The organism is Compostibacillus humi (assembly GCF_014637175.1).
Classification (GTDB): domain Bacteria; phylum Bacillota; class Bacilli; order Bacillales; family Amphibacillaceae; genus Oceanobacillus; species Oceanobacillus humi.
Genome location: NZ_BMEV01000024.1, coordinates 1 through 25773, shown reverse-complemented (window position 1 = coordinate 25773; position 25773 = coordinate 1). Strand labels below are relative to the sequence as shown.

Genomic DNA, 25773 nt, shown 5'->3' with positions numbered 1-25773 from the left:
TACTTTACAGAAGGCCTCCATCTGTTATAATGTGTCATTATAGTGGTCTGACCACTGTAATGACACTTTTTCATATGGGAACACGGGATTGACCTGCATTTTTCATTGCATTTATATCCATGATATTTCTTTATTCGAACATAGTTTGCGTCGCTCCCGTAAATGTTGAATGGTAAAGGAGAGGAATATAGTTCATGTCCAGTTTGAGAGATGAAGCGCTGCACATACATAAAATTCATCAGGGGAAATTGACGGTTCAATCGAAAGTACCGGTACGAAACGCGAAAGATTTAAGCTTGGCTTATTCGCCGGGCGTTGCCGAGCCTTGCAAAGAAATTCATGAAAATGTGCAAACCGTATATGATTATACGATGAAAGGAAATTCGGTCGCTGTCGTCAGTGATGGATCTGCAGTTCTCGGATTAGGGAATATTGGTGCAGAAGCGTCACTTCCGGTGATGGAAGGGAAAGCGGTATTATTCAAAACCTTTGCCGGAGTGGATGCTTTTCCGATTTGCTTAAATACGAATGAGGTTGACAAAATTGTAGAGACCGTAAAATTAATGGAGCCTTCCTTTGGCGGAGTGAACTTGGAAGATATTGCTGCTCCAAACTGTTTTATAATCGAAGAACGGCTACGCAAGGAAACGAATATTCCGATTTTCCACGATGATCAGCATGGGACAGCTATCGTTACCGCAGCAGGACTCATCAATGCATTAAAACTGACAGGAAAGTCTTTTTCTTCCATTAAAGTAGTAGCAAACGGCGCGGGTGCAGCCGGAATAGCCATCATTAAACTGCTAAAGAGCTTAGGAGTTCATAATATGATTATGTGTGACTCCCGTGGTGCAATTTTTGCCGGGAGAAAATATGGGATGAATCCAGTGAAAGACGAAGTCGCAGCTTTTACAAATCTGAACAAAATTGAAGGCAGCCTGGATGAAGTGATTGAAGGTGCCGACGTGTTTATTGGTGTTTCGGTAGGTGGAGCACTAACAAAAGAAATGGTTGCAAAAATGAACGATAATCCGATCATTTTTGCTATGGCCAATCCTACACCTGAAATTATGCCGGAAGACGCCAAAGCTGCCGGGGCAAAGGTAATCGGTACCGGCCGGTCGGATTACCCTAACCAAGTAAATAATGTTCTTGCATTTCCTGGAATTTTCCGCGGTGCATTAGACGTTCGGGCGACAAGAATTAATGAAGCGATGAAAATTGCTGCTGCCGAGGCCATTGCAGGATTAATTCCAGAAGAAGAACTGAATGAAGATTATGTCATTCCAGCACCTTTTGATCCGCGGGTAGCACCTGCAGTTGCGAAAAGTGTTGCGGAAGCAGCGTTGCAAACCGGGGTTGCCCGGCGGGAAATCGATCCGGAAGAAATTGCAATGCGTACGAGAAAATTAGCGTTGTTAAAAGAAGGCAATCAGCTGGAGGAGTGACCCTTGACGTTGATCGTAACGACAAAACCGAAAGTGTACCAAGGGGTTTTGCAGCAAATTCGTTTATATATCGAAAAAAACAGGTTAGGACCTGGAGATAAATTGCCTTCTGAAAGGGAACTTTCCGAAAAATTACAAGCGGGAAGATCTTCTGTCCGGGAAGCGCTGCGGGCGTTAGAGCTTTTAGGAATAATCGAAACAAGGACAGGAGAAGGCACTTTCATTGCCAATTACGAATCTTTTCAAACTTTAGATATATTGGCTTCTTTTGTATTAAGCGATCCTCGTATCCGCCGTAATTTGCTGGAAACGAAACGGATATTAGAAAAGGAAGCAGCGAAACAGGCCTGTTCCCATCTGTCTGAAAAGGATATTTCTGTATTGAAAGATAAAATGGACCGATGGGAAGAGAGGCCGTATGAATGTCATTTATCCTTTTTTTCCTTCCTTTTTGCAAAGACGGAAAATTTACTGATGTTAAGGATATGGCAATTGATGGAGGAATACTCCTCTCCTTTTGAAAAGCAAAATTATACGAAAGAGTTTTATGGAAAACTTCTGCAATATTATAGAGAAAAGACCGTTAATTCCATTGAATCACTGTTTACACGGTACGAAATGACAAAGTAGTGAATCGGAAAACTTTTGTCAGGCACAGAAAAGGAGGAATAATCCCATGCAGTTGAAAGATATTTTTTCTAAAAGAAAAAAATATGCAACGATACCAAGCGAGAACGGGAAACAGGATGTGCCGGAAGGGTTAATGCAAAAATGTCCAGGCTGCCGGAAAATCTTTTACCGGAAAGAAATGAAAAAATCTCTTTATGTATGTCCGAATTGCGGATATCACCTGCCGATGACCGCATGGGAACGAATCAACAGTCTTTTTGACGAAGACAGCTTTCACGAGTGGGATCATAATCTGACTTCAGGAAATCCGTTAAATTTCCCAGGATATGAGGAAAAAATCGCTAAAGATCGGGATAAAACCGGACTGAATGAAGGCGTTGTTACCGGATACGGAACAATAAAAGGGCATAAAACCGCCTTTAGTGTCATGGATTCCACCTTCCGGATGGGAAGCATGGGGTCGGTTGTAGGAGAAAAAATTGCTCGGGCAGTTGAAAATGCGAGGGAGCAGTCCCTTCCTTTTATTATTTTTACTGCCTCTGGCGGGGCACGGATGCAGGAAGGTGTGCTAAGCTTAATGCAGATGGCAAAGACATCTGCAGCAATAAAGCGTTTTAGTGAAGAGGGCGGTCTGATGATTTCCGTTATGACCCACCCGACAACAGGCGGTGTTTCTGCCAGCTTTGCCTCCATCGGAGATTATAATTTTGCCGAGCCAGGTGCGTTAATCGGTTTTGCTGGGAGGAGAATTATCGAACAAACAATTCGTGAGAAACTCCCGGACGATTTCCAGACCGCTGAATTTTTGCTGGAGCACGGACAGCTCGATAAAATTATTCACCGTTCTGAAATGAAAGAAACGCTCTCCAAACTCTTGGAAATGCACGAGAAGGGAGGAGGAACATGGTAAGGCAAGCACTAGAGTTCGAAAAACCGATTGTCCATTTAAAGGAAAAAATTAATGAATTAAAATCCCTTTCCAAAGATAGCGAAATAGATCTAAGCGAGGAAATTCAAACGTTGGAGAATCGACTGCAGCAACTGGAGAATGACATATATTCCAATTTAAAACCGTGGGACCGGGTTCAGATGGCTCGGCATGCAGAACGGCCGACCACCTTAGACTATATCGAATATTTATTTACGGATTTTATCGAATTTCACGGGGACCGGTACTTTGGTGACGATGCGGCTATCGTTGCCGGCATTGCCTATTATAAAGGAAAGCCGGTTACAGTTATAGGACATCAGCGGGGACGGGATACGAAAGAAAATATCCGCAGAAATTTTGGCATGCCTCATCCCGAAGGATACCGGAAAGCGCTCAGACATATGAAACAGGCGGAGAAATTTAACCGCCCGATTATTTGCTTTATTGATACAAAGGGAGCATATCCGGGGAAAGCAGCAGAAGAACGGGGTCAAAGCGAAGCCATTGCAAAAAATCTGATGGAAATGGCAGGACTAAAGGTGCCGATTGTCTGTATCGTCATTGGCGAAGGAGGAAGTGGCGGTGCATTGGCCATTGGTGTCGGCGACCATATTCATATGCTCGAAAACTCTACCTACTCGGTTATTTCTCCGGAAGGCGCTGCTTCTATTTTGTGGAGAGATGCCAATCTTGCGCAAAAAGCCGCCGAATCGCTGAAAATTACCGCTTATGATTTGAAAAAATTGAAGGTAATTGACCAGGTAATTCCGGAGCCAAAAGGGGGCGCCCATCGGGATCCGGAGCAGCAGGCTGCTTACATCGATGCTGTGTTAGAACAGTCCTTTACGCAATTAAGCAAATATAGTACCGAAGAATTATTAGAAAAAAGATGGGAAAAATATAAAAAGATTGGGCAATACGAAATTGTTTAAAAAGGGGGAAGGGGCTGTCCAGAAAGTCGTATTTCGACTTCTGGAAGCCCTCTTTTCATGTTTCAAAATCTTGATATATCAATATTCTTGTTTATCGCCTCTTTGGAAATTTTTACTTTTCGGACACCCTCTTTTCCTTATGTTTATAACAGTAAATCGTTTTCATAAATATTTTTTGTGAAAATGTGCTCAAAAATTGCCATTTCAACGTTTTTCCTATATCTTTTTAATGAAGCAATAAATAGTGTAGAATCGTTAGTACAGAATAAGGATAAGGTCTACTACAGAGAGGTGAAACGGATTTGAAAAGAATTGGAGTACTGACAAGCGGCGGTGATGCCCCAGGAATGAATGCAGCCATTCGGGCCGTCGTTCGGAAAGCGATTTTTCATGATATAGAAGTTGTAGGTATTAAGTATGGCTACGAAGGTTTAATGGAAGGAAATATGGAACTGCTAACCATTGGTTCCGTAGGTGATATTATCCACCGTGGCGGTACTATGTTATTTTCTGCCAGAAGTGAAGAATTTAAAACGGACGAGGGGCAGCAAAAGGCCATTGAGCAAATGAAAAAACATCAAATAGAAGGATTAGTCGTAATCGGAGGGGACGGCAGTTTTCGGGGAGCCCAAAAACTGACGGAAAAAGGATTTCCTTGTATTGGCGTTCCCGGAACAATTGATAACGACATTGCTGGGACGGATTTCACCATCGGATTTGATACAGCATTAAATACGGTCATCGAAGCGATCGACCGGGTGAGGGATACGGCCACCTCTCATGAGCGTACATATATTTTGGAAGTAATGGGCAGGGATGCCGGTGACTTGGCTCTCTGGGCAGGATTGGCAGGCGGTGCGGAAACTATTATTATTCCGGAAAAAGAAGAAGATTTTGACGATATAATTGAACGGCTAAAACGCGGCCGGGACCGGGGCAAAAAGCATAGTATTATTGTGCTTGCCGAAGGGGTTGGCAGCGGTTTTGATTTTGCCGAACGGATTACGGAAACATCCGGGCTGGAAACGAGGGTGACCGTTCTCGGATACATTCAGCGAGGCGGTTCACCGACAGCCCAAGATCGGGTGTTAGCAAGCAGACTAGGTGCCAGAGCGGTTGAACTGTTAATAGAAGGCCACGGCGGAAGAATGGTTGGCATCGAAAATAATCAACTGGTTGATTACGATATCCATGAAGTTTTAGAAAAGCAGCATGAGATAGATTTAGGGATGTACGATTTATCGAAAGAATTGTCCATCTAGCAGGATAAAGGAGGAGCATGAATGCGAAACACAAAAATTGTATGTACGATAGGGCCTGCTTCCGAATCGATTGAAAAACTGGAGCAGCTGATTGATGCCGGGATGAACGTGGCACGGCTTAATTTTTCCCATGGGGATTATGAAGAACACGGGCAGCGGATTAAAAATATTCGGCAGGCAGCAAAAAATAAAGGGAAAACAGTAGCAATATTGCTGGATACGAAGGGTCCAGAAATCCGTACGGGTAATTTTAAAAATGGACAAGACGAGATTGTCGAAGGAAGTACCGTTTATATTTCCATGAAGGAAGTGGAAGGGACGGCGGAACGCTTTTCTGTTACATATGACGGATTAATTCACGATGTGCAGAAAGGATCTAAAATTCTGCTTGATGACGGTTTGATTGAATTAGAAGTGCAGGACATTGATAAGGAAAACATGGAAATTAAAACAATTGCTTTAAACAGCGGCACGATTAAAAATAAAAAAGGCGTAAATGTGCCGAATGTCTCAGTCAATTTACCTGGCATTACGGAAAAGGACAGAGCTGATATTACATTCGGTATCGAACAGGACATCGATTTTATCGCTGCTTCCTTTGTCCGCCGGGCTTCCGATGTGCTTGAAATAAGAGAAGTACTGGAACAGCACGATGCTACCCATATTAAAATCATTCCAAAAATCGAGAACCAGGAAGGAGTAGACAATATAGACAGCATCCTGGAAGTAAGCGACGGGCTAATGGTTGCCAGAGGGGACCTTGGTGTTGAAATTCCTGCTGAAGATGTGCCATTGGTACAAAAAGAATTGATCAAGAAATGTAATAATGCAGGAAAACCGGTTATTACAGCAACCCAAATGTTAGATTCGATGCAGAGAAACCCGCGTCCGACAAGAGCGGAAGCTTCGGACGTAGCCAATGCAATCTTTGATGGGACGGATGCGATTATGCTATCCGGGGAAACCGCTGCGGGACAATATCCGGTAGAATCGGTGCAAACAATGCATAATATTGCGGTAAAAGCCGAATCTGCTTTAGACCATAAAACGATTTTAACTGACCGTTCGAAAAATGTAGAAATGACAATTACCGAAGCGATTAGCCAGTCGGTAACCCATACGGCAATGAATTTAAACATTGATACGATTATTACACCGACGGAAAGCGGCCATACCGCCCGGATGATTTCCAAATACCGTCCAAGAGCAGCTATCCTTGCTGTTACCTTTTCCGAACATGTCAATCGCCAGCTTTCCTTAGTATGGGGAGTACATGCTGTCATGGGCAAAAAGGTGGATTCGACGGATGAAATGCTCGATATCGCGATTGAACGCGGTTTGGAATCTGGTATCTGCAAACCGGGAAGCAGGGTTATTATAACCGCAGGCGTACCGGTTGGCGAGAGCGGAACGACAAACCTTCTAAAAGTGCACATCATCGGCGATGTCATCGCCAAAGGACAAGGAATCGGCAAATTGAGCGCTTACGGCCGGGCTGTTTTTGTCCGTAATGCCAAAGAGGCATTGGAGAAAGTGGAAGACGGAGATATTGTCGTCGCCTATGGCACGGATCGGGATATGATGCCAGCTTTAGAAAAAGCTGCAGGAATTATTACGCAGGAAGGCGGACTTACTTCCCACGCTGCCGTTGTCGGTTTAAACCTCGGCATTCCAGTAATTGTAGGGGTTGACGATGTATTTAACATTCTTCATGACGGAATGGATATTACAATTGACGGGACAAAGGGAGATATATATAAAGGACATGCAAAGGTCCTCTAGTTCATGTTCTATGAAAGAAACTCGCCACAATTTGGCGAGTTTTCTTATTAATTTACTTTTCTTTCCTTTTATAAAAATGGTATGATTAGAAAAGGGGTTTATCTATGCGGTGGCTATTTTTGCTCGTTCTAGTTTTGCCGGCACTGGAAATTGGAATGTTTATCTGGATTGGCGGAAAAATCGGTCCGTGGTATGTAATTTTGTTAATTCTCCTGACCGGGATTATCGGTATATCCATTGCGAGATGGCAAGGATTGCAAACATGGAGAGACGTACAATGGCAATTAAGTCAAGGACAAGTTCCGACGAAACAAATTATCGACGGAGTCTGTATTTTTATTGGAGGAATATTCCTGCTTTCTCCCGGGTTTATTACGGATACGATTGGTCTCATATTTGTCATTCCTCTGACAAGGAGGTTTATTCGCCAAGGGTTATACATTTGGTTAAAGCGTTCTCTGGAGCGGGGAACGATTATCTTTCGAAGATGGTAAAGTCAACCTTTTATATAATTCCAAACCCACCGAAGCACCCCTGCTTGATAGAAGACGAGGAGTAGTAATAAAAGGACTGGAGCAAGCAATACACCCATCACCCCCCATAATTGAATGCCAATAAAGTACCCCGCTAATGCAAGAAGAGGGTGCATCCCCAAGTTGGCAGAAATAATTTTTGGCTCTAGCACTTGGCGAACGATAACGAGTATCATATACAAAATAATTAATGCAATCGTAAAACCGTAATTTCCAGAAAAAAACAAATATAATATCCATGGAATAAAGATGAAGCCCGTTCCGATAAGCGGAATCAGGTCGATTGCCATGGCGAATAACGAAATCGTAAAAGCATGTCGGACTCCGATAATCACTAAGCCGAAATAGGTAAGCAACCCGGTAATGATGACGAGAATCAATTGGGCTTTTGCATAGTGCAACACGGCTGTTTTTAAATGGGACCAGCTTTCATGAACAGATTGAAGAAAGCGGTCCGGAACGAATGGTTTAATATTTGCCTGGAGCCGGTGCCAGTCTAACAGAATAATAAAAGTAGCTAGAAATATAAATATAGTAATTGTAAATGAATTTGGTATAAAAGAAACAAGTTCAGGCAGATAAGAGAGGAAGCTTTCCAGCATGTCGGCACCAGTTTGTGAAATTGATTCCGTAATCCGGGTAAGCTGATTCCGAATGGCCGTTTGCTGATCACTATCCAATGTCAAAAAAAGTTTTAACCCCTTTTCGTAGGCAGGAATAATGCGGCTTTGAAAAATCTCTTCCATTAGCGTAATCAAATTTTGGAAATAGCCAGGAATTTTATCTGCCAAATATACGGTACCATGATAAATTTCAACGATGATAAAAATAAATCCTCCGATTGCCAGTGAAATCAAATGGAAAAAGGTTAAACAGACAGCAAAAATCCTTGGGAATTTCCACTTTTTTTCTAAAAAGTCCACAATAGGCAAAAGCAGGACAGCGAAAAAAAGGGCAGCGAGAAACGGATAGATATATGGAATCGTAATGCGGATGAACCAGTAGATTGCAAACCCAGCGATAACAACGGTGCCCAGCCGAAAGAGCTGCATGAAATGACGTTTGTACATCGCACAATGCCTCCAAAAAGAATGCTTGTACTATGTTACATATGATTTGCCGGGAGAATTTAGAATGTACAACTTCGTCAATGGAAGGAAAAATATCTATTTAATTTACGTTTTTTGTTGAAATTTTAAAAAATTAAACGGTTTCAATTCACATTCCACCCATTATACTTTATAATTAGTGTGGGGTAGACAATATTTATATATTGCAAATTATATAAATAGAATCTTCTAAACTTGCAAAATATAAATATTGTATAAGGTTCATGTGAACTAATTATAGGAAAAGGAGAGGGTTTCTTATGACTACAACTACAAAAGGGCTAGAAGGGGTAGTTGCTTCTCAGTCTTCCATCAGTTCGATTATTGATGACCAATTAACGTATGTTGGTTACACAATTGATGACTTGACAGAGAATGCTAGTTTTGAAGAGGTTGTTTATCTGTTGTGGCATAAAAAACTTCCGAATCAAGCTGAGTTGGACGGATTTAAAAAGGAACTTGCGGAAAATATGGAAGTTCCACAAGGGATTATCGATCATTTGAAATCTTATGACGTTACGAAAGTTCATCCTATGGCTGCCTTGCGTACTGCCGTTTCCATGCTTGCAGTATATGACGATGAAGCCGATGTGATGGACCCGGAAGCAAATAAACGGAAAGCGATTCGTTTGCAGGCAAAGATCGGTACGATTGTTGCCGCATTTGCAAGAATCAGAAAAGGGTTAGAACCGGTTTCCCCTCGAAAAGACTTAAGCTACGCGGAAAATTTCCTCTATATGTTAAACGGTAAAGAACCGAATGAGATTGAAGTAGAAGCAATTGACAAGGCGCTTGTATTGCATGCAGACCATGAACTGAATGCATCCACCTTTACCGCAAGAGTCTGTGTCGCAACACTTTCTGATGTATATTCCGGAATCACTGCTGCAATAGGGGCTTTAAAAGGTCCTCTTCACGGCGGAGCAAATGAAAACGTGATGAAAATGCTGCTTGAAATTGGTGAAGAGGAAAATGCGATTCCGTACGTAGAGAAGAAACTTGCGAATAAAGAAAAAATAATGGGAATGGGACACCGGGTATATCGCAAAGGTGACCCTAGAGCAAAACATTTAAAAGAAATGTCCAGACAGTTAACGAAATTAACCGGCCAAGAGAAATGGTATAATATGTCTGTGAAAATAGAAGAATATATTAAAGAAAAGAAAGGCTTGCCGGCAAACGTAGACTTTTATAGTGCGTCGGTATACCATTGCTTAGGTATTGAGCACGATTTATTTACGCCGATATTTGCTGTTAGCCGTACGTCCGGATGGTTAGCACATATTTTGGAACAATATGCAGATAACCGACTCATCCGCCCGCGGGCAGAGTATGTCGGTCCTGGCAAACGGGAATTCGTGCCGATTGCAAATCGTGATTGATAAAAAAGAGCAGCGACATATAGGAACATAACGCAGACAAGATAGACTCAACCCCTATATGTCGCTATTATTCGGCAAGGTTAGCTTTATTTCTGAAAAAGGAATGCTATAATATACATGGTTAAGGAATAGTTTCATAGTTTTTCTGTTTGCTATTCCTGTCATATAAACAAGGGAGGTATTTGTACATGGTACAAGGAGAAAAAATCATCGTAGAAAATGGAAAAATGCATGTGCCGGACCGGCCGATCATTCCATTTATCGAAGGGGATGGAACAGGTCCGGATATTTGGAGAGCTGCCAGCAGAGTTGTGGAAGCTGCTGTTGAAAAAGCTTACGACGGAAAGAAAAAAATCGAATGGCTGGAAGTGTATGCTGGGGAGAAGGCATACAATAAAACTGGCGAATGGCTTCCGCAAGATACGTTAGATAAAATTAGAGAATATAAAATCGCCATTAAAGGTCCTTTAACGACACCGATTGGCGGAGGAATCCGTTCCTTAAACGTGGCACTTAGACAGGAATTGGACTTATTTACATGCTTGCGTCCAGTCCGCTATTTCGATGGTGTTCCTTCACCAGTAAAACACCCTGAGCATGTGGATATGGTAATTTTCCGGGAAAACACGGAAGATATTTATGCTGGAATCGAATGGCAAAAAGGTTCCGAAGAAGTGAAAAAAGTAATTAAATTCTTGGAAGAAGAAATGGGAGTACACAAAATTCGCTTCCCTGAAACTTCCGGAATCGGAATTAAACCGGTTTCTGAAGAAGGTACGAAACGTCTTGTCCGTGCTGCTATTCAATATGCGATCGACGAAGGACGAAAGAGTGTGACTTTAGTACATAAAGGAAATATTATGAAGTTCACAGAAGGTGCCTTCAAGATCTGGGGCTATGAAGTGGCAGAAGAAGAATTCGGCGATAAAGTATTTACTTGGGCAGAGTATGACCGCATTGCCGAAAAAGAGGGCAAAGATGCGGCAAATAAAGCGCAAGATGAAGCATTGGCTGAAGGCAAGATTCTTATTAAAGATGCAATTGCCGATATTTTCTTGCAGCAAATTTTGACTCGTCCGAAAGAGTTCGATGTCGTTGCAACAATGAACTTAAACGGAGACTATATTTCTGATGCGTTGGCTGCCCAAGTTGGCGGAATTGGTATTGCACCAGGAGCAAACATTAACTACGATACGGGACACGCTATTTTTGAAGCAACCCATGGAACTGCTCCGAAATATGCTGGCCTAGACAAGGTAAACCCATCTTCGGTTATCCTATCTGCCGTCTTAATGCTTGAACACTTAGGATGGAAAGAAGCAGCTCAGCTTATTACCGATTCCATGGATAAGACAATCGCTTCGAAAGTTGTAACGTATGACTTTGCTCGTCTCATGGATGATGCTAAAGAAGTGAAATGCTCCGAGTTTGCGGATGAACTGATTAAAAATATGAATTAAGCATGACGAAGCCTCTATTTACCGGCATTGGTAAATAGAGGCTTTTTTTTGTAAATTTTTTTTTACATTCTATTTATTTATTGTTCTATTTGTAAACAATGATAAGATGAAAGTATAGCATAATTTATGATGGAGGTACCTGCATGAGTCAGAAAATCTTAATAGTGGACGATGAAGAATCAATTGTTACGCTGCTTCAATACAATGTGGAACGGGCAGGTTTTACGACCGAGGCAGCTTATGACGGAATAGAAGCGCTGGAAAAATGCGAAAATAATGAATATGATTTAATTATATTAGATTTAATGCTGCCAGGAATGGACGGCTTAGAAATATGTAAACAATTGCGCAATCAAAAAATAGAAACCCCGATTTTAATGCTGACAGCGAAAGATGATGAACTGGACAAAATATTAGGGCTTGAATTAGGCGCCGACGATTATATGACAAAACCTTTCAGCCCAAAAGAAGTTGTAGCCCGAATTAAAGCGATTTTGCGCAGAACGAAATCGGCAAATTCAGAAGGCTCCTTCCGCACAATTAAAGTTGGCGATCTGACGATTTATCCCGAACGTTACGAGGCGACGATGAAGGGGAAAGTGATTACCTTTACGAGAAAAGAATTTGAACTTTTATATTACCTCGCAGAAAATAAAGGGAAAGTAATTTCCAGGGATCAGTTGCTCAGTGCCGTATGGGATTATGATTTCGTCGGTGATACTAGAATTGTAGACGTCCATATTAGCCATTTGCGAGAAAAAATTGAACCAAAGGACAAAAAATTTTCCTACATTAAAACGGTAAGAGGACTTGGATATAAATTGGAGGAACCAGCCCGATGAAAGAATTATTTCAGGCTCCATTATTAAAATATGTTCTTATTGCTTTAGGGATTGTTGTTTTTACAGGAGTCGGAGTTTTTCCGTTTATCGAAAATAAAGTAATCCTCATTATCATATTACTGACGTATTTTGTTGCCTTTCTTCTATTTTTGCGGTCTTTTTATGCTTTGTATCTATTGCCGTTAAAAAAGGCGACAACGACAATTACGAAAATGGAGCAGGGCAACTACCGGGCGAGAATGCATTTTTCTACAAATAATGAAATCATTGAACAGCTCATGTATAAAATCAATTCCCTTGCCCGGCATTTGAGTGAGCTTTCTATTCAAGAAAAAATGCATTCCGAGCAGTTATTTACATTGATTAACAATTCCAGCAGCGGTTTGATATTAATTGACGAAAAAGGCTATATTCATCTCGTGAACCAGCAATTTTTGGATATGTTTGGCGGAAGGGAAAAAGAATACAAGGGCCAAATATACCACAATGTATTAAGAGAAGAAAAATTCCATCGGATTGTCCAGCAAGTTTTTTTATATGAAAAAAACATAAAGGACGAATTCCTTTATTACAGCGGGATTCATAAACGGTACTATGAAGTTGTCGGCACCCCTATTTTCAACAAGAAAAACCGGGTAAAAGGAGCAGTATTGGCTACGTACGATATTACGGAATTAAAACGTTTAGAGGTCATGCGCAAAGATTTTGTAGCCAATGTTTCCCATGAACTTAGGACGCCGATTACTTCGATAACCGGTTTTGCGGAAACATTGTTAGATGGCGGGATAGAGGATCCGGATGCAGCAAAGGAGTTTTTGTCCATCATCCATAAGGAAAGCAAGCGGATGCAGCTATTAATCGAAGACCTCTTAACATTATCCAAGCTGGAAGATGAAAACTTCCAGCTCGTTCTTAACAAAATAACATTATCAGACTTGTTACAAGAAGTAATCCCGCCGCTTAAAATAAGGGCAGAGAAAAAAGGTCTGGCGTTAACCGTTCAGGCAGAAGAAGATTTGAATTTTAAAGCAGATCAGGAAAGGATCAAACAAATTTTTATTAATTTAATTGATAATGCTATCCATTATACGCCAGATGGCGGGAAAATTGACGTAGAAGTTTTTTCGACGAGTAAATATGTGCATTTAAAGGTATCAGATACAGGTATCGGCATTACCGAAAAAGAATTGCCTCGAATTTTTGAACGCTTCTACCGGGTAGACCGGGCAAGGAGCAGAAATACAGGAGGTACGGGTTTAGGACTGGCAATTGTAAAGCATATTGTCGAAGTACATAAAGGCAATATCGATATCGAAAGCGAAGTCGGCAAAGGCACAACCGTTCATGTTTATTTGCCGAAATAACAAATCAGCCGGGAGACTTTCGGCTGATTTTTTGCATTTTGTTGTGCAATCGACCGAGACAGAGCTTCTCACGGCTGATTTTCGTGCGAATTTCGCTGCAATCGACCGAGACAAGGCTTCTCTCAACGATACTTCCCCAATTTTGCCATGCAACCTAGTATATGCTTTTCTCTAGAATTCAGGCACTGCCGGTTTTCAATGACCGTATTACTTGTAACGCCGCTTCCCTTTATTTTCCTTACCGAAATGTTTACAATAAAATTAAGTGCTAATAGAAGTGGAGGATATTTTTAGAATGTCGGATAAATTCGTATTAATCGATGGAAATAGTATATTGTATCGTGCTTTCTTTGCCCTGCCATTGCTGAATAACGACAAAGGGGTCTATACAAATGCGGTGTATGGCTTTACTACGATGTTATTAAAAATTTTGGAGGAAGAAAAGCCGTCTCATTTGTTAGTTGCCTTTGATGCGGGGAAAACGACGTTCCGGCACGAAACGTATAAAGAGTATAAAGGTGGAAGGCAGAAAACCCCCCCGGAATTGTCGGAACAGTTTCCGGTTGTAAAAGAGCTGCTCAACGCCTTTCAAATTAAGCATTATGAATTAGACCAGTATGAAGCGGACGATATAATCGGTACCCTCTCCGAACAGGCGAAAGAGCAAGGACTGGATGTGGTCGTAGTCTCTGGAGATAAGGACATGCTCCAGCTTGTATCTGATAAAGTAACGGTTCATGTGACGAAAAAAGGAATAAGCGATGTGGATGCTTATACTCCTTCTTTTGTCGAGGAAAAAATGGGAGTCCGCCCAGAGCAGATTATCGATTTAAAAGCCCTTATGGGTGACAGTTCAGATAATATTCCCGGCGTACCGGGAGTCGGGCAAAAAACGGCAGCAAAATTGTTAAAACAATTTGGCAGCCTGGAACAATTATTTGAAAACCTGGACGATGTAAGCGGCAAAAAGTTAAAGGAAAATTTGACCAATCATAAAGATGATGCCTTTATGAGCCGGGAACTGGCAACAATCAACCGGAATTCACCAATTGAAATAACGGTAAACGATGTACTATATAACGGCTATGAAGAAAGAAAGGTATTGCAAATATTTAAGGAGCTGGGCTTCCAGTCCCTGTTGGACAGAATTTCCGGACAAAAGGATGACAGCGAAGGAAAGGATGAACTGGAAGAGATCAATTTTACGGTTGCTGCTGAAGTGACGGAAGAAATGTTTACCGGTGAAGATGCCATCGTTATTGAAATATTCGGCGAAAATTATCATCAGGAGAAGATTCTCGGCATCGGTCTCGTAAATGACAAAGGCGCCTATTATCTGGAACCGGAAACGGCTCTTTCATCTTCTCTTTTTCAGCAATGGGCCGAGGATCCGGCGATGAAAAAATACGTATTCGATGCAAAGCAATCCGTCGTTTCTTTGCTCCGTGAAGGGGTAGCGATGAAAGGGATAACCTTTGATTTATTGCTCGCTTCCTACCTGTTAAACCCGTCGGATAATAATCACGATATTCCTGCCATCAGCAACCGGATGGAAAAAAATGTTGTCCTATTCGATGAAGAAGTGTACGGAAAAGGGGCAAAACGGTCCGTTCCTGAAAAGGACGTATTGGCAGAACATATTGTCCGAAAAGCAAAAGCTCTGTACGAATTGCGGGATGAAATGACAGAACGGCTGAAGGAAAATGAGCAATATGAATTGTTTAAAGAACTGGAAATGCCGCTGGCGCTGATTTTAGGGAAAATGGAACATCAAGGTGTGCTCGTCGATAAAAACCGCCTGAAGGAAATGGGCGAAGACTTGCGGGCCCGAATCGGCCAGCTGGAGCAAGATATTTACAACTTGGCAGGGCAGGAATTTAATATTAATTCGCCAAAACAACTAGGTCCGATTTTATTTGAAAAACTGGGACTTCCGGTTATTAAAAAGACGAAAACAGGCTATTCCACTGCGGCAGATGTCCTCGAGCAGCTGAAAAATGAACATGATATTATTCCGAAATTATTGTTGTACCGCCAATTGCAAAAACTGCAATCCACGTATATCGAAGGGCTGCTTAAAGTGATTCATCAAGATACGAACAAGGTACATACCCGGTTTAATCAGGCATTGACCCAGACAGGGCGGTTAAGCTCAGTTGATCCGAACTTGCAAAACATTCCGATCCGTCTGGAAGAAGGAAGAAAAATCCGCCGTGCCTTTGTCCCTTCGGAAGAAAATTGGTTTATTTTCGCTGCCGATTATTCACAAATTGAGCTGCGGGTATTAGCCCATATATCTGGCGACGAAAAACTCATCGAAGCTTTCAAAAACAATATGGATATTCATACGAAAACGGCGATGGATGTTTTTCACGTGTCTGAAGATGAAGTAACGCCGAACATGCGCCGGCAGGCTAAGGCGGTCAACTTTGGCATCGTGTACGGCATCAGCGATTACGGATTGTCGCAAAACTTAGGAATTACCCGGAAAGAAGCAAAACAATTTATCGATAAATACTTTGAAATTTATACCGGCGTGAAAGAATATATGGAGGAAATCGTCCGGGAAGCAAAACTGAACGGCTATGTTTCGACGATTATGAACCGGAGAAGGTATTTGCCGGATATTACGAGCAGAAACTTTAATGTTCGCAGTTTTGCGGAAAGAACAGCGATGAATTCGCCGATTCAAGGAAGTGCCGCTGACATTATTAAAAAGGCAATGATCGATTTGGACGGAAAACTGAAAGAGGAAAACCTCCAAGCGCGAATGTTATTGCAAGTTCATGATGAACTGATCCTCGAAGCTCCGAAAGAAGAATTAGACAAATTAAAAGAAATCGTACCAGCAGTGATGGAAAATACGGTTCAGCTGGAGGTGCCGCTAAAAGTAGATTATGCCTATGGAGACAGCTGGTTCGATGCAAAATAGGGGAGAAACAGTGTAATGCCAGAATTGCCAGAAGTGGAAACGATACGGAAAACATTATCCACGTTAGTTATCGGAAAAAGGATTGAAGACGTAACTGTACGCTGGCCAAACATCATTAAATTTCCGGAAGATACGGAAGAATTTAAACTGAACTTAATTGGCCAAACGATTCATTCTCTAGGGAGAAGGGGAAAATTCATTCAATTTCACCTGGATGACTACGTGTTAATTTCCCATTTACGGATGGAAGGGAAATATTTTGTCGTAAAAAAAGAGACGGAATTGGACAAACATACCCATGTAATTTTTTCTTTTACGGACGGGGAAGAATTGCGCTATTTGGACGTCAGAAAATTTGGCACGATGCACCTATATCCAAAGAGCATTCAGTACGAGGAGCGTGCCCCATTAAATAAATTAGGTCCGGAACCGTTTGATGAAGCTTTTACTGCAGAGTATTTCTATGAAAAATTACAAAAAACCCACCGGCCGATTAAAGCAGTTCTTCTTGACCAGCAAGTAGTGACCGGCCTGGGCAATATTTATGTTGATGAAACTTTATTTAAAGCCAGGGTGAATCCGGAAAAAACGGCAAGCATGCTGACGAAGGAAGAAGCGGAACGAATCCGGCAATCTGCTATTTTGACGCTGGAGGAAGCGGTACAACTTGGAGGAACGACGATTCGTTCCTACGTAAACAGCCAAGGAGAAATGGGGATGTTCCAGCAGGAATTGTCCGTTTACGGAAGGGCCGGGGAACCTTGCCTTGAGTGCGGCAGTGAAATTCGCAAATTAAAAGTAGCCGGCAGGGGGACCCATATTTGTCCCGAATGCCAAAAGCAATAGAGGAGGGAAACAAATTGACATTAGTAATCGGTTTAACCGGCAGTATCGCCAGCGGCAAAAGCACGGTATCATTAATGTTTGATGATTTTCAAATCCCCGTCATCGATGCGGATAAGCTGGCCCGGGAAGTCGTAGAACCTGGTGAAAAGGCTTATTTTGACATTATAAACACCTTTGGCGAGGATATTTTGCGGGACGATAAGACGTTGGACCGGAAAAAATTAGGTTCCATCGTTTTTCAGGATAAAGAAAAATTGCAGCAATTAAATAATATTGTTCACCCGGCAGTACGGGAAAGGATGATCCAACAAAGGGATGCGTATATTGAACAAGGGGTACCCGCAGTCGTTCTTGATATTCCCCTCCTCTTTGAAAGCAAATTGACTCATTATGTAGATAAAACGTTAGTCGTTTACGTTGATGAAGATGTTCAGCTAAAGCGGCTTATGGAAAGGGACGGATTTACAGAGGAAGAGGCTAAAAACCGCATAAACGCACAAATTCCGGTAAAAGAAAAAGCAAACATGGCCGATGCGGTGATAGACAATAACGGTACAAAGTTTGCCTCGTTTCAGCAGCTGGAACAGATTTTAAGAAGGTGGCAAGTTATATAATGGATAGCTTGAGCGGATTGCTCAAGCTATTTTTTTTGGAAGGATCCGATAAATTTTTTCTATAGAATGACGAAGCAATAATTGTGACAAACCTACGACGGGATATCCGATTTTTTTCAAAAAAGTATATCACATTTAAAACCAATTGTGTTATACTAATTATTAGATTAAGGATTATAGAGTATAGCATAAATGGGAGGAACATGTTCAATGGGGAAAACACGAATTGCAATTAATGGGTTTGGAAGAATCGGAAGAATGGTCTTCCGTCAGGCAATAGTGAATGACGCGTTTGACGTTGTGGCAATTAACGCCCGCTATCCTTCTGAAACCCTTGCTCATTTAATAAAATACGACAGTGTTCACGGTATTTTCCAAGGGGAAGTAAATCCTTTGGAAAACGCTGTACAAGTTGGTGGCAAAATTGTCCAAATCGTAAATTCCCGTAATCCAGAACAATTGCCATGGAGAGAACTGGAAATTGATGTTGTTATTGAAGCAACTGGAAAATTCAAAACGAAGGAAACTGCAGGCTTGCATTTAAAGGCAGGGGCAAAAAAAGTAGTCATTACTGCACCTGGCAAAGAAGTGGATAACACGATTGTCATCGGCGTAAATGATGAAACGTATAACCCGGATTCCGACGACGTTATTTCCAATGCATCCTGTACAACAAACTGCCTTGCACCAGTTGTAAAAGTGCTGGATCAAAACTTTAAAGTTATTAACGGATTAATGACAACCGTTCATGCCTTTACAAACGACCAGAAAAACTTGGATAATCCGCATAAAGATTTACGCCGTGCGAGAGGATGCACCCAATCGATTATTCCGACGACAACGGGAGCAGCGAAGGCATTAGGAGAAGTATTGCCGCATTTGAAAGGAAAACTCCACGGAATGGCATTGCGCGTTCCTACTCCTAACGTATCATTAGTTGATCTTGTCGTCGATGTTGCGAAAGAAGTGACTGCCGAGGAAGTAAACGAAGCATTCCAAAGAGCAGCAAACCACGATTTAAACGGAATCATACATTATAGTGAAGAACCGCTTGTGTCCATTGACTATACAACAACGGAATATTCAGCAATTATTGATGGTTTATCCACAATGGTCATGGACGGAAATAAAATTAAAGTATTAGCTTGGTATGACAATGAATGGGGTTATTCCAGAAGAGTTCTTGATTTAACGAAGCTTGTCGGGAGCAGTTTAAAAGAAAAAGTGGAAATCTCTTAAACTATTCGCCTAACTGAAAAATAATTTTCAGTTAGGCTTTTTTTGGAAGTCATTTTTAATCATTATAGAGGAATTGGTCGAAACATGGTACAATATAAGATATTATTTGTGCGCTTCCGACGGATATTTCTTTGAGAATGGGGTTGAACATATGAAATGTCCCAACTGTCATTATAAAAATACAAAAGTATTTGATTCGCGTCCGACAGAAGAAGGAAAATCAATCAGACGGAGGCGGGAATGTGAACGTTGCGGCTATCGTTTTACTACCTTTGAAAGAATGGAACAGTCACCGCTAATGGTGATCAAGAAGGATGGTACCAGACAGGAATTTTCACGGGAAAAACTTGTCCGCGGCTTAATTAAAGCTTGTGAGAAACGGCCCGTACCGCTGGAAAAAATTGAAGAGATTGCCCTCAATGTAGAAAAAGAATTGCGGAACTCCGGGAAGTCCGAAGTGCGGAGCAATGACATTGGCGAAAAGGTAATGGATCTGCTGGTGGATGTAGATGAAGTTGCATACGTACGGTTTGCATCCGTATATCGGCAATTTAAAGATGTCAGTGTTTTTCTGAACGAATTAAAAGAATTAATCAAAACAGACAAAAATCAAGTACAAGAATAAGGGTGAGTTGACTTGCGATTTATTGGCCAAATATTGCCTGTGGACGGGTATGTTGTTCGTTTTAGAGGTTCATTGAATTATCATTATGCCATATCACTCACTCATTTGTACCAGCCGCTCATCGGGACCATTCCCGTCATGCTATATCAAACGCTTTTGCATGAACTGGAACTGGAAACGGATCATTCCCCGAAAACCCACCATACGTTAATGAGCTATTTAAATTTGCCGTTGGACGAAATTTATAAAGCAAGGCGAAAATTGGAAGCAATCGGACTATTGTCTGCATTTAAGAAAGAAAAAGATGGCACAACGATTTTTACTTACGAACTGCAAAGTCCATTTTCGCCGCGGGGGTTTTTTCAAGATGCGATGCTCTCCCAATTGTTGTTTCATCAAATTGGCGACCAAAAGTTTCATCAATTAAAGCAGCACTTTTTTGCAGAAAAAGATGAACAGCCCGGGGAAGAGGTTACCGCATCTTTTCATGATGTGTTTGAGACGTTTACCCCTGAGCTGGAAGTGGTTGAACAAATGGAACCGGAGCCAAAGGCAATTGAAGGAAATACGGATTTTTCCTGGCTGGAGCATACATTGAAGCAGCGGATGATTCCCGTAAGAAAAGTGCTGACACCGGAAAACCGAAGACTGTTATCCCAAATGCAATTATTGTACGGTTTGGATACGTATGAAGTGGAAAAGGCGTTACTATGGGCGCTGACGGAAACAAATGAACTCAATGCGGAAGAATTTAAAGCTGCTTGTCACGACATATTTAAAACGAAAAACCATTCCCAGTCAGTGAAACTGACGGAAAAAAAGACACCTGTCCAGCCGGCTGGGGAAGAATTAAACGAGCCGCAGACGAAAGAGGAGAAATTGATCCGCCAGTTAGAGACGATGTCGCCGAAAGAGCTGCTGGAGGATCTGTCCAGTGGACATGAGGCATCTGAACAGGATCTGAAATTAATCCGGGACGTAATGACTTCCCAAGGTTTGTCTGCACCCGTCATGAACGTGCTTATCCATTATGTTTTGCTGCAATCAAATATGAAACTATCAAAAGCTTACGTAGAAAAAATTGCCAGCCATTGGTCGCGGGCAAAATTAAAGACGGCAAGAGAAGCGATGGAGTTTGCCAAGAAGGAAAGAGAAAAATACGTAAAGAAAGCAAAATCGCGGCCGATTTCCCCACGGAACCAGAAAAGGGAAGTCATTCCGGACTGGTTTAAAGAAAGCAAACAAAAAACGAGCGAGGCTGCGAAAACAGACCAGCCAGTCATTGATTTGGATAAGGAAATTCGGGAGCTGGAGGCAATCCTAAGCCAGCGGAATAGAAAAAATAATCACTATCAAGGATGATTAATATGGAACCAATACAATCGGCATTAAGCAAATGGATGCGAGAGAATAAAAACTTTAAAGAACATTACCAAAAAATTAAAAATGAATTATTAAGTGATCCGGAAATCGTTTCGTTTTTAGATCAGCATCCCGAATTATCGGAAAGAGAAATTCAAAAAGGATTAACGAAGCTGTATGAATATAAAACCCAGTCGAAACAGTGCAGTAACTGCACTTCCTTTGCTGCTTGCCAAAACTTGCTCCAAGGCTACACACCTAATTTAAGCGTGGTCCACGGAGAAATCCATCTTACGTATGAAAAATGCCACCGGCGTCTCGTATACGAAAAGGAACAGGAACAGCAAAAATTAGTGCAAAGCCTTCACGTGCCAAAAGAAATTTTGTCTGCATCGATGAAAGATTTGTATGAAGATCCGAATCGCAACAAAGCGGTAATGGAAATTATTAAATTTCTTAAAGAAGCCTCGAAAGAATTGCCGTCGAAAGGATTGTATTTATACGGTCCTTTCGGCGTGGGGAAAACCTATTTATTAGGTGTTTTAGCTAATGAGCTAAAAAAAATAAATGTTTCCTCGCTGATTATTTATATGCCGGAATTTGTCCGGGAAATTAAATCTTCCTTCCGGGATGACACGACGAACGAAAAAATCGAGACCTTTAAAAAAGCGGATGTTTTAATGCTCGATGATATTGGAGCGGAAATGCAGTCGGCATGGTTTCGGGATGAAGTGTTAGGATCAGTGCTCCAATATCGAATGATGGAGCAGCTGCCGGTATTTTTCACCTCCAATTACAGTGTGGATCAATTGGAAGAAATGCTTGCCCAAACGAAGGACGGTATCGAAACGGTGAAGGCACGCCGCATTACCGAAAGAATCCGTCAAGTGAGCAAGGAAATTTCCATTTATACTGACAATAAACGGAAGTAAAGATGATTTAATCTAGCAATAATGGAATTTACAAGAGCTGCGATTCAAGCAGCTCTTTTTTGCTTGGCACCCGCATCACCTTGTCCTAGCATGCAAATATCCTCGTGCTAGATTTTGGGAATTAATCATTTTTCCTCCCCTTTGTCCATATAATGTAACAGTTTGGTTGTGGTGAGGGTGATGGTTATTGCTTGATGCATATTTTGAATCAGACAAAGAAGTGCTGCTTTTTTGCGAACATTTATTTCGCCGGAATAAACAAATGGAATTGCATTGGAAAATCCATGAAGAATGGGGGAATCATATTCAAGTTGAGGAGAATTTGCCTTACAATGAACTGATTTCAAATGTTGCCTGGGCAATGGCCGAAGTGTATATTGCCCACCGTTTAGGGAGTACGATAAATCATATCATTGAAAAATATTATTATTTTTCCAATGCGGAAGAAATTGAGCGCATCCACGATATTGCCATCTGGATTTTTGCCGGAGAGGATGAAGACAGTTTATCGGTGAGGAAGAAAAAATCAGACGATCCAAAACAGCTGCTCCATTCCTTATTTATCGCCAATATAAAACAAACCCATCCGGTTCATTATGATTCCATCGTTAAATTTGGCCTCAAAGTGTTTCGGGACCATCTCATCCATTTAGTCGGACTTGCCATCGATGAATTTAAGCGGGAAGAAGAACATCAGGAATTCGTCAATTCGCTCCGGGAATATATTGCCAAAAAGAGGCCCGGCCTGCCTATTATCCATATTTTACAGGGAGAAACCTTTTCCTTTTTCAAAGATAACGGAAAAAGATTAACGAATATCGAATTGCGAAGGCTCATGAAAAAGGAGCCGCTATACATCGTTGGCCTGGATGAGGATGAGTTAAATTTGGGCCCGCTAATTGCCATGGTGCCAAAAAATGTGAAGATTTACGGAGAGGACCCGTCTGACCCAAAGACGCTGACAGTCATCAACGTTTTCCAAGAAAAAGCCCAGTTTGAATCCATCAAGCATTTTCCTTTTTCCCATTATTTAAAGAACGAATCGAAATAGGCTTGCTTTTCCGGAAAGGTATCGCTATAATACGAATTATATTATTATCGTTCATAAAATGTAGGATAAAAGTGATGAGAAGGACATGATTATTTGGTGCTGTGTTGTAAAGAGAGGGAAGTCGCCGGCTGAAAGCTTCCTCAATACACCCAAATAATTACCACCTTTGAACTCTGCTGCTGAAATGATAGTAGGCGGCAGCGTAATTCTGCGTTAAAGAATCGAGCCGAATTTTTCGGGAATGAGGGTGGAACCACGGTCGCTTTATGAGCGCTCGTCCCTTTGCAGCTGCTGCAGAGGGATGGGCGCTTTTTGCATTGCTTTTATCCTAAAAATTGCGAAAGGAGATTTCAACATGGCTGTAGAAAACATTACCATTACTTTTCCGGATGGAGCGGAAAAAGCATTTCCAAAAGGAACGACAGGAGAAGAAATCGCTGCATCGATTTCTCCGGGGCTGAAAAAGCAGGCATTGGCCATCAAATTAGACGGAAAACCGTTTGATTTGCGCAGACCATTAGAGCAGGACGGAGCGATAGAAATTTTAACGTATAAACAGCAGGAAGCGATCGACATTATGCGCCATTCAGCTGCGCACTTGATGGCTCAGGCAATCAAGCGGCTGTATAAAGATGCAAAATTTGGCGTCGGACCAGTCATCGACGAAGGATTTTACTACGACATTGATATGGAGCATAAATTAACGCCGGACGATTTTCCGAAAATCGAAAAAGAAATGAAAAAAATCATTGACGAAAATCTGGAAATTAAACGGGTCGAAGTAAGCCGGGAAGAAGCGAAACGCCGCTTCCGGGAAATTGGCGATGATTTGAAGCTGGAGCTCATCGATGATATTCCCGAAGGAGAAGAAATTACGATTTATGAACAAGGGGAATATTTTGATCTTTGCCGCGGAGTTCACGTTCCGTCGACAAGCAAAATTAAAGCATTTAAGCTGCTGAGCATTTCCGGTGCTTACTGGCGGGGAGACAGCAAAAACAAACAATTGCAGCGTATTTACGGAACAGCTTTTGAAAAGCAAAGCCAACTGGAAGAACATTTGCGTATTTTAGAAGAGCGGAAAGAACGGGATCACCGTAAATTAGGTAAAGAACTGGATATTTTTACGATTTCACAAAAAGTCGGACAAGGCTTGCCGCTATGGCTGCCAAAAGGGGCGACAATTCGCCGGATCATCGAACGATATATTGTTGATTTGGAAGAACGATTAGGGTATCAGCATGTGTACACCCCGGTATTGGGAAGTGTCGAGCTCTATAAGACGAGCGGACATTGGGACCATTACCAGGACGATATGTTCCCGCCGATGGCGATGGATAACGAAGATTTAGTCTTGCGCCCGATGAATTGCCCGCATCATATGATGGTTTACAAAAACCAATTATGGAGCTACCGCCAATTGCCGGTCCGAATTGCCGAATTAGGAACGATGCACCGTTATGAAATGAGCGGAGCGTTGGCAGGGCTGCAGCGGGTTCGAGGAATGACATTAAACGATGCCCACATCTTTGCCCGTCCTGATCAGCTGAAAGAAGAATTTATCCGGGTTGTCGAATTGATCAAGCAAGTATATCAAGATTTCGGCATTGAAGATTATTATTTCCGTCTGTCTTATCGGGATCCGGAAGATAAGGAAAAATATATCGATAACGACGAAATGTGGGAGAAAACCCAGTCCATCTTGAAAGAAACGATGGAAGATATGCAGTTAGACTATGTGGAAGCAGAAGGAGAAGCAGCTTTCTATGGTCCGAAACTGGACGTCCAGGTGAAAACGGCGCTAGGTAAAGACGAAACATTATCCACGGTGCAAATCGACGTACTTCTGCCGGAACGGTTCGATCTAAAATATATTGGCGAAGACGGAAAAGAACATCGTCCAGTCGTCATCCACCGCGGCGTCGTATCGACGATGGAACGTTTTGTTGCATTTCTGCTGGAAGAGTATAAAGGGGCATTTCCGACATGGCTGGCGCCGGTACAGGCACGGGTCATTCCTGTTTCCCCAGATGCTCACCTTGACTACGCAAGAAAAGTAGCGGACCAATTAAGAAATCAAGGCGTTCGTGTGGAAGTGGATGAACGGGATGAAAAAATCGGCTATAAAATCCGGGAAGCGCAAACGCAAAAAATTCCATTCGCCCTTGTCGTCGGCGAAAAAGAGATACAGGAAAATGCGGTCAATGTACGCCGTTATGGGGAACAGAAGACGGAAACCGTTTCTTATGAAGACTTTGAACAACAAATTCTTCAGGAAATTCGGGAGAAAATGCTGCGCAAATAAATTAAGCAAGAAGGCCAGGAATTATTGCTTGGCCTTCTTTTTCTTGTTTGTCCGGACATCGGATATTTGGTATGGAAAAGTATGTGTAAAATAGTTCTCGGTGATATTTCTACAAAATCCTAGCCAAAAAGGAAGAGGCACTCTATCATAAATGTATGCTTACTAGGGCAAATACACTTAGAAAGAGGCCTC

General features: G+C 41.8%; 21 protein-coding genes and 1 other annotated feature. Of the genes, 20 read left to right on the top strand and 1 reads right to left on the bottom strand.

Translation table 11 applies throughout. From position 1 onward, the window contains the following. The first annotated feature begins 194 nt into the window (after nucleotides 1-194). From ystJ to IEV18_RS07870, 7 genes are all read left to right on the top strand, one after another. Nucleotides 195-1448: an NADP-dependent malic enzyme gene (gene ystJ, locus IEV18_RS07900; protein ID WP_188391850.1), complete on the top strand. Its 1254-nt coding sequence runs from the start codon at nucleotides 195-197 to the stop codon at nucleotides 1446-1448. A gap of 3 nt (nucleotides 1449-1451) precedes the next feature. After that, nucleotides 1452-2078 (top strand): FadR/GntR family transcriptional regulator, encoded by a 627-nt coding sequence (locus IEV18_RS07895; RefSeq protein ID WP_229733592.1) that lies wholly within the window; start codon nucleotides 1452-1454, stop codon nucleotides 2076-2078. 46 nt (nucleotides 2079-2124) lie between these two features. Then, on the top strand, nucleotides 2125-2988 hold the full coding sequence (accD, locus tag IEV18_RS07890; RefSeq protein WP_188391849.1) for an acetyl-CoA carboxylase, carboxyltransferase subunit beta: 864 nt from the start codon (nucleotides 2125-2127) through the stop codon (nucleotides 2986-2988). Then, on the top strand, nucleotides 2982-3941 hold the full coding sequence (gene accA / locus IEV18_RS07885) for an acetyl-CoA carboxylase carboxyl transferase subunit alpha (protein ID WP_188391848.1): 960 nt from the start codon (nucleotides 2982-2984) through the stop codon (nucleotides 3939-3941). Before accD ends, accA begins: the two co-directional genes overlap by 7 nt. A 302-nt stretch (nucleotides 3942-4243) precedes the next feature. Continuing rightward, nucleotides 4244-5203, top strand: a complete 960-nt coding sequence (pfkA, locus tag IEV18_RS07880) for a 6-phosphofructokinase (RefSeq protein WP_188391847.1) — start codon at nucleotides 4244-4246, stop codon at nucleotides 5201-5203. Nucleotides 5204-5224: 21 nt separating this feature from the next. Further along, nucleotides 5225-6985 carry a pyruvate kinase gene (gene pyk / locus IEV18_RS07875; protein ID WP_188391846.1) on the top strand — a complete coding sequence of 587 codons (1761 nt, stop codon included), beginning with the start codon at nucleotides 5225-5227 and terminating at the stop codon, nucleotides 6983-6985. A gap of 104 nt (nucleotides 6986-7089) precedes the next feature. Then, on the top strand, nucleotides 7090-7479 hold the full coding sequence (locus IEV18_RS07870; protein ID WP_188391845.1) for an FxsA family protein: 390 nt from the start codon (nucleotides 7090-7092) through the stop codon (nucleotides 7477-7479). 2 nt (nucleotides 7480-7481) lie between these two features. Here IEV18_RS07870 and ytvI read toward each other — a convergent pair whose 3' ends face one another. Continuing rightward, nucleotides 7482-8588 (bottom strand): sporulation integral membrane protein YtvI, encoded by a 1107-nt coding sequence (gene ytvI, locus IEV18_RS07865; RefSeq protein WP_188391844.1) that lies wholly within the window; start codon nucleotides 8586-8588, stop codon nucleotides 7482-7484. Between the two features lie 299 nt (nucleotides 8589-8887). Between ytvI and citZ the strand changes: the two genes are divergently transcribed. The 13 genes from citZ (at nucleotide 8888) to thrS (ending at nucleotide 25581) form a co-directional block, all read left to right on the top strand. Beyond that, complete coding sequence (gene citZ / locus IEV18_RS07860; RefSeq protein WP_188391843.1) at nucleotides 8888-10009, top strand: citrate synthase; 1122 nt, start codon at nucleotides 8888-8890, stop codon at nucleotides 10007-10009. A gap of 188 nt (nucleotides 10010-10197) precedes the next feature. Further along, nucleotides 10198-11469, top strand: coding sequence for an NADP-dependent isocitrate dehydrogenase (gene icd, locus IEV18_RS07855; protein ID WP_188391842.1), 1272 nt, complete (start codon nucleotides 10198-10200; stop codon nucleotides 11467-11469). A gap of 143 nt (nucleotides 11470-11612) precedes the next feature. After that, nucleotides 11613-12311 (top strand): response regulator transcription factor, encoded by a 699-nt coding sequence (locus IEV18_RS07850; protein ID WP_188391841.1) that lies wholly within the window; start codon nucleotides 11613-11615, stop codon nucleotides 12309-12311. Then, on the top strand, nucleotides 12308-13675 hold the full coding sequence (gene pnpS, locus IEV18_RS07845) for a two-component system histidine kinase PnpS (RefSeq protein ID WP_188391840.1): 1368 nt from the start codon (nucleotides 12308-12310) through the stop codon (nucleotides 13673-13675). The genes IEV18_RS07850 and pnpS overlap by 4 nt, the downstream gene beginning before the upstream one ends. A 295-nt stretch (nucleotides 13676-13970) precedes the next feature. Next, nucleotides 13971-16607 (top strand): DNA polymerase I, encoded by a 2637-nt coding sequence (polA, locus tag IEV18_RS07840; protein WP_188391839.1) that lies wholly within the window; start codon nucleotides 13971-13973, stop codon nucleotides 16605-16607. 15 nt (nucleotides 16608-16622) lie between these two features. Then, nucleotides 16623-17453, top strand: coding sequence for a DNA-formamidopyrimidine glycosylase (gene mutM, locus IEV18_RS07835; RefSeq protein WP_188391838.1), 831 nt, complete (start codon nucleotides 16623-16625; stop codon nucleotides 17451-17453). 14 nt (nucleotides 17454-17467) lie between these two features. Beyond that, entirely contained in the window at nucleotides 17468-18067 is a 600-nt protein-coding gene (gene coaE, locus IEV18_RS07830; RefSeq protein WP_188391837.1) for a dephospho-CoA kinase, read from the top strand. A 210-nt stretch (nucleotides 18068-18277) separates the two neighbouring features. After that, nucleotides 18278-19306, top strand: a complete 1029-nt coding sequence (locus IEV18_RS07825) for a glyceraldehyde-3-phosphate dehydrogenase (RefSeq protein WP_188391836.1) — start codon at nucleotides 18278-18280, stop codon at nucleotides 19304-19306. Nucleotides 19307-19457: 151 nt separating this feature from the next. Further along, nucleotides 19458-19931 (top strand): transcriptional regulator NrdR, encoded by a 474-nt coding sequence (nrdR, locus tag IEV18_RS07820; protein WP_188391835.1) that lies wholly within the window; start codon nucleotides 19458-19460, stop codon nucleotides 19929-19931. Between the two features lie 12 nt (nucleotides 19932-19943). Continuing rightward, a complete protein-coding gene (locus tag IEV18_RS07815) occupies nucleotides 19944-21293 on the top strand; it encodes a replication initiation and membrane attachment family protein (RefSeq protein ID WP_188391834.1) in 1350 nt (449 codons plus the stop codon). A 5-nt stretch (nucleotides 21294-21298) separates the two neighbouring features. After that, nucleotides 21299-22225 (top strand): primosomal protein DnaI, encoded by a 927-nt coding sequence (dnaI, locus tag IEV18_RS07810; protein WP_188391833.1) that lies wholly within the window; start codon nucleotides 21299-21301, stop codon nucleotides 22223-22225. A gap of 187 nt (nucleotides 22226-22412) precedes the next feature. Beyond that, the gene (gene ytxC / locus IEV18_RS07805) at nucleotides 22413-23276 is read left to right on the top strand and encodes a sporulation protein YtxC (RefSeq protein WP_188391832.1); all 864 of its coding nucleotides are present in this window, start codon (nucleotides 22413-22415) and stop codon (nucleotides 23274-23276) included. Between the two features lie 65 nt (nucleotides 23277-23341). Beyond that, nucleotides 23342-23561, top strand: a binding site (T-box leader). 70 nt (nucleotides 23562-23631) lie between these two features. Further along, nucleotides 23632-25581, top strand: coding sequence for a threonine--tRNA ligase (gene thrS, locus IEV18_RS07800; protein WP_188391831.1), 1950 nt, complete (start codon nucleotides 23632-23634; stop codon nucleotides 25579-25581). The last annotated feature ends 192 nt before the right edge of the window (nucleotides 25582-25773 follow it).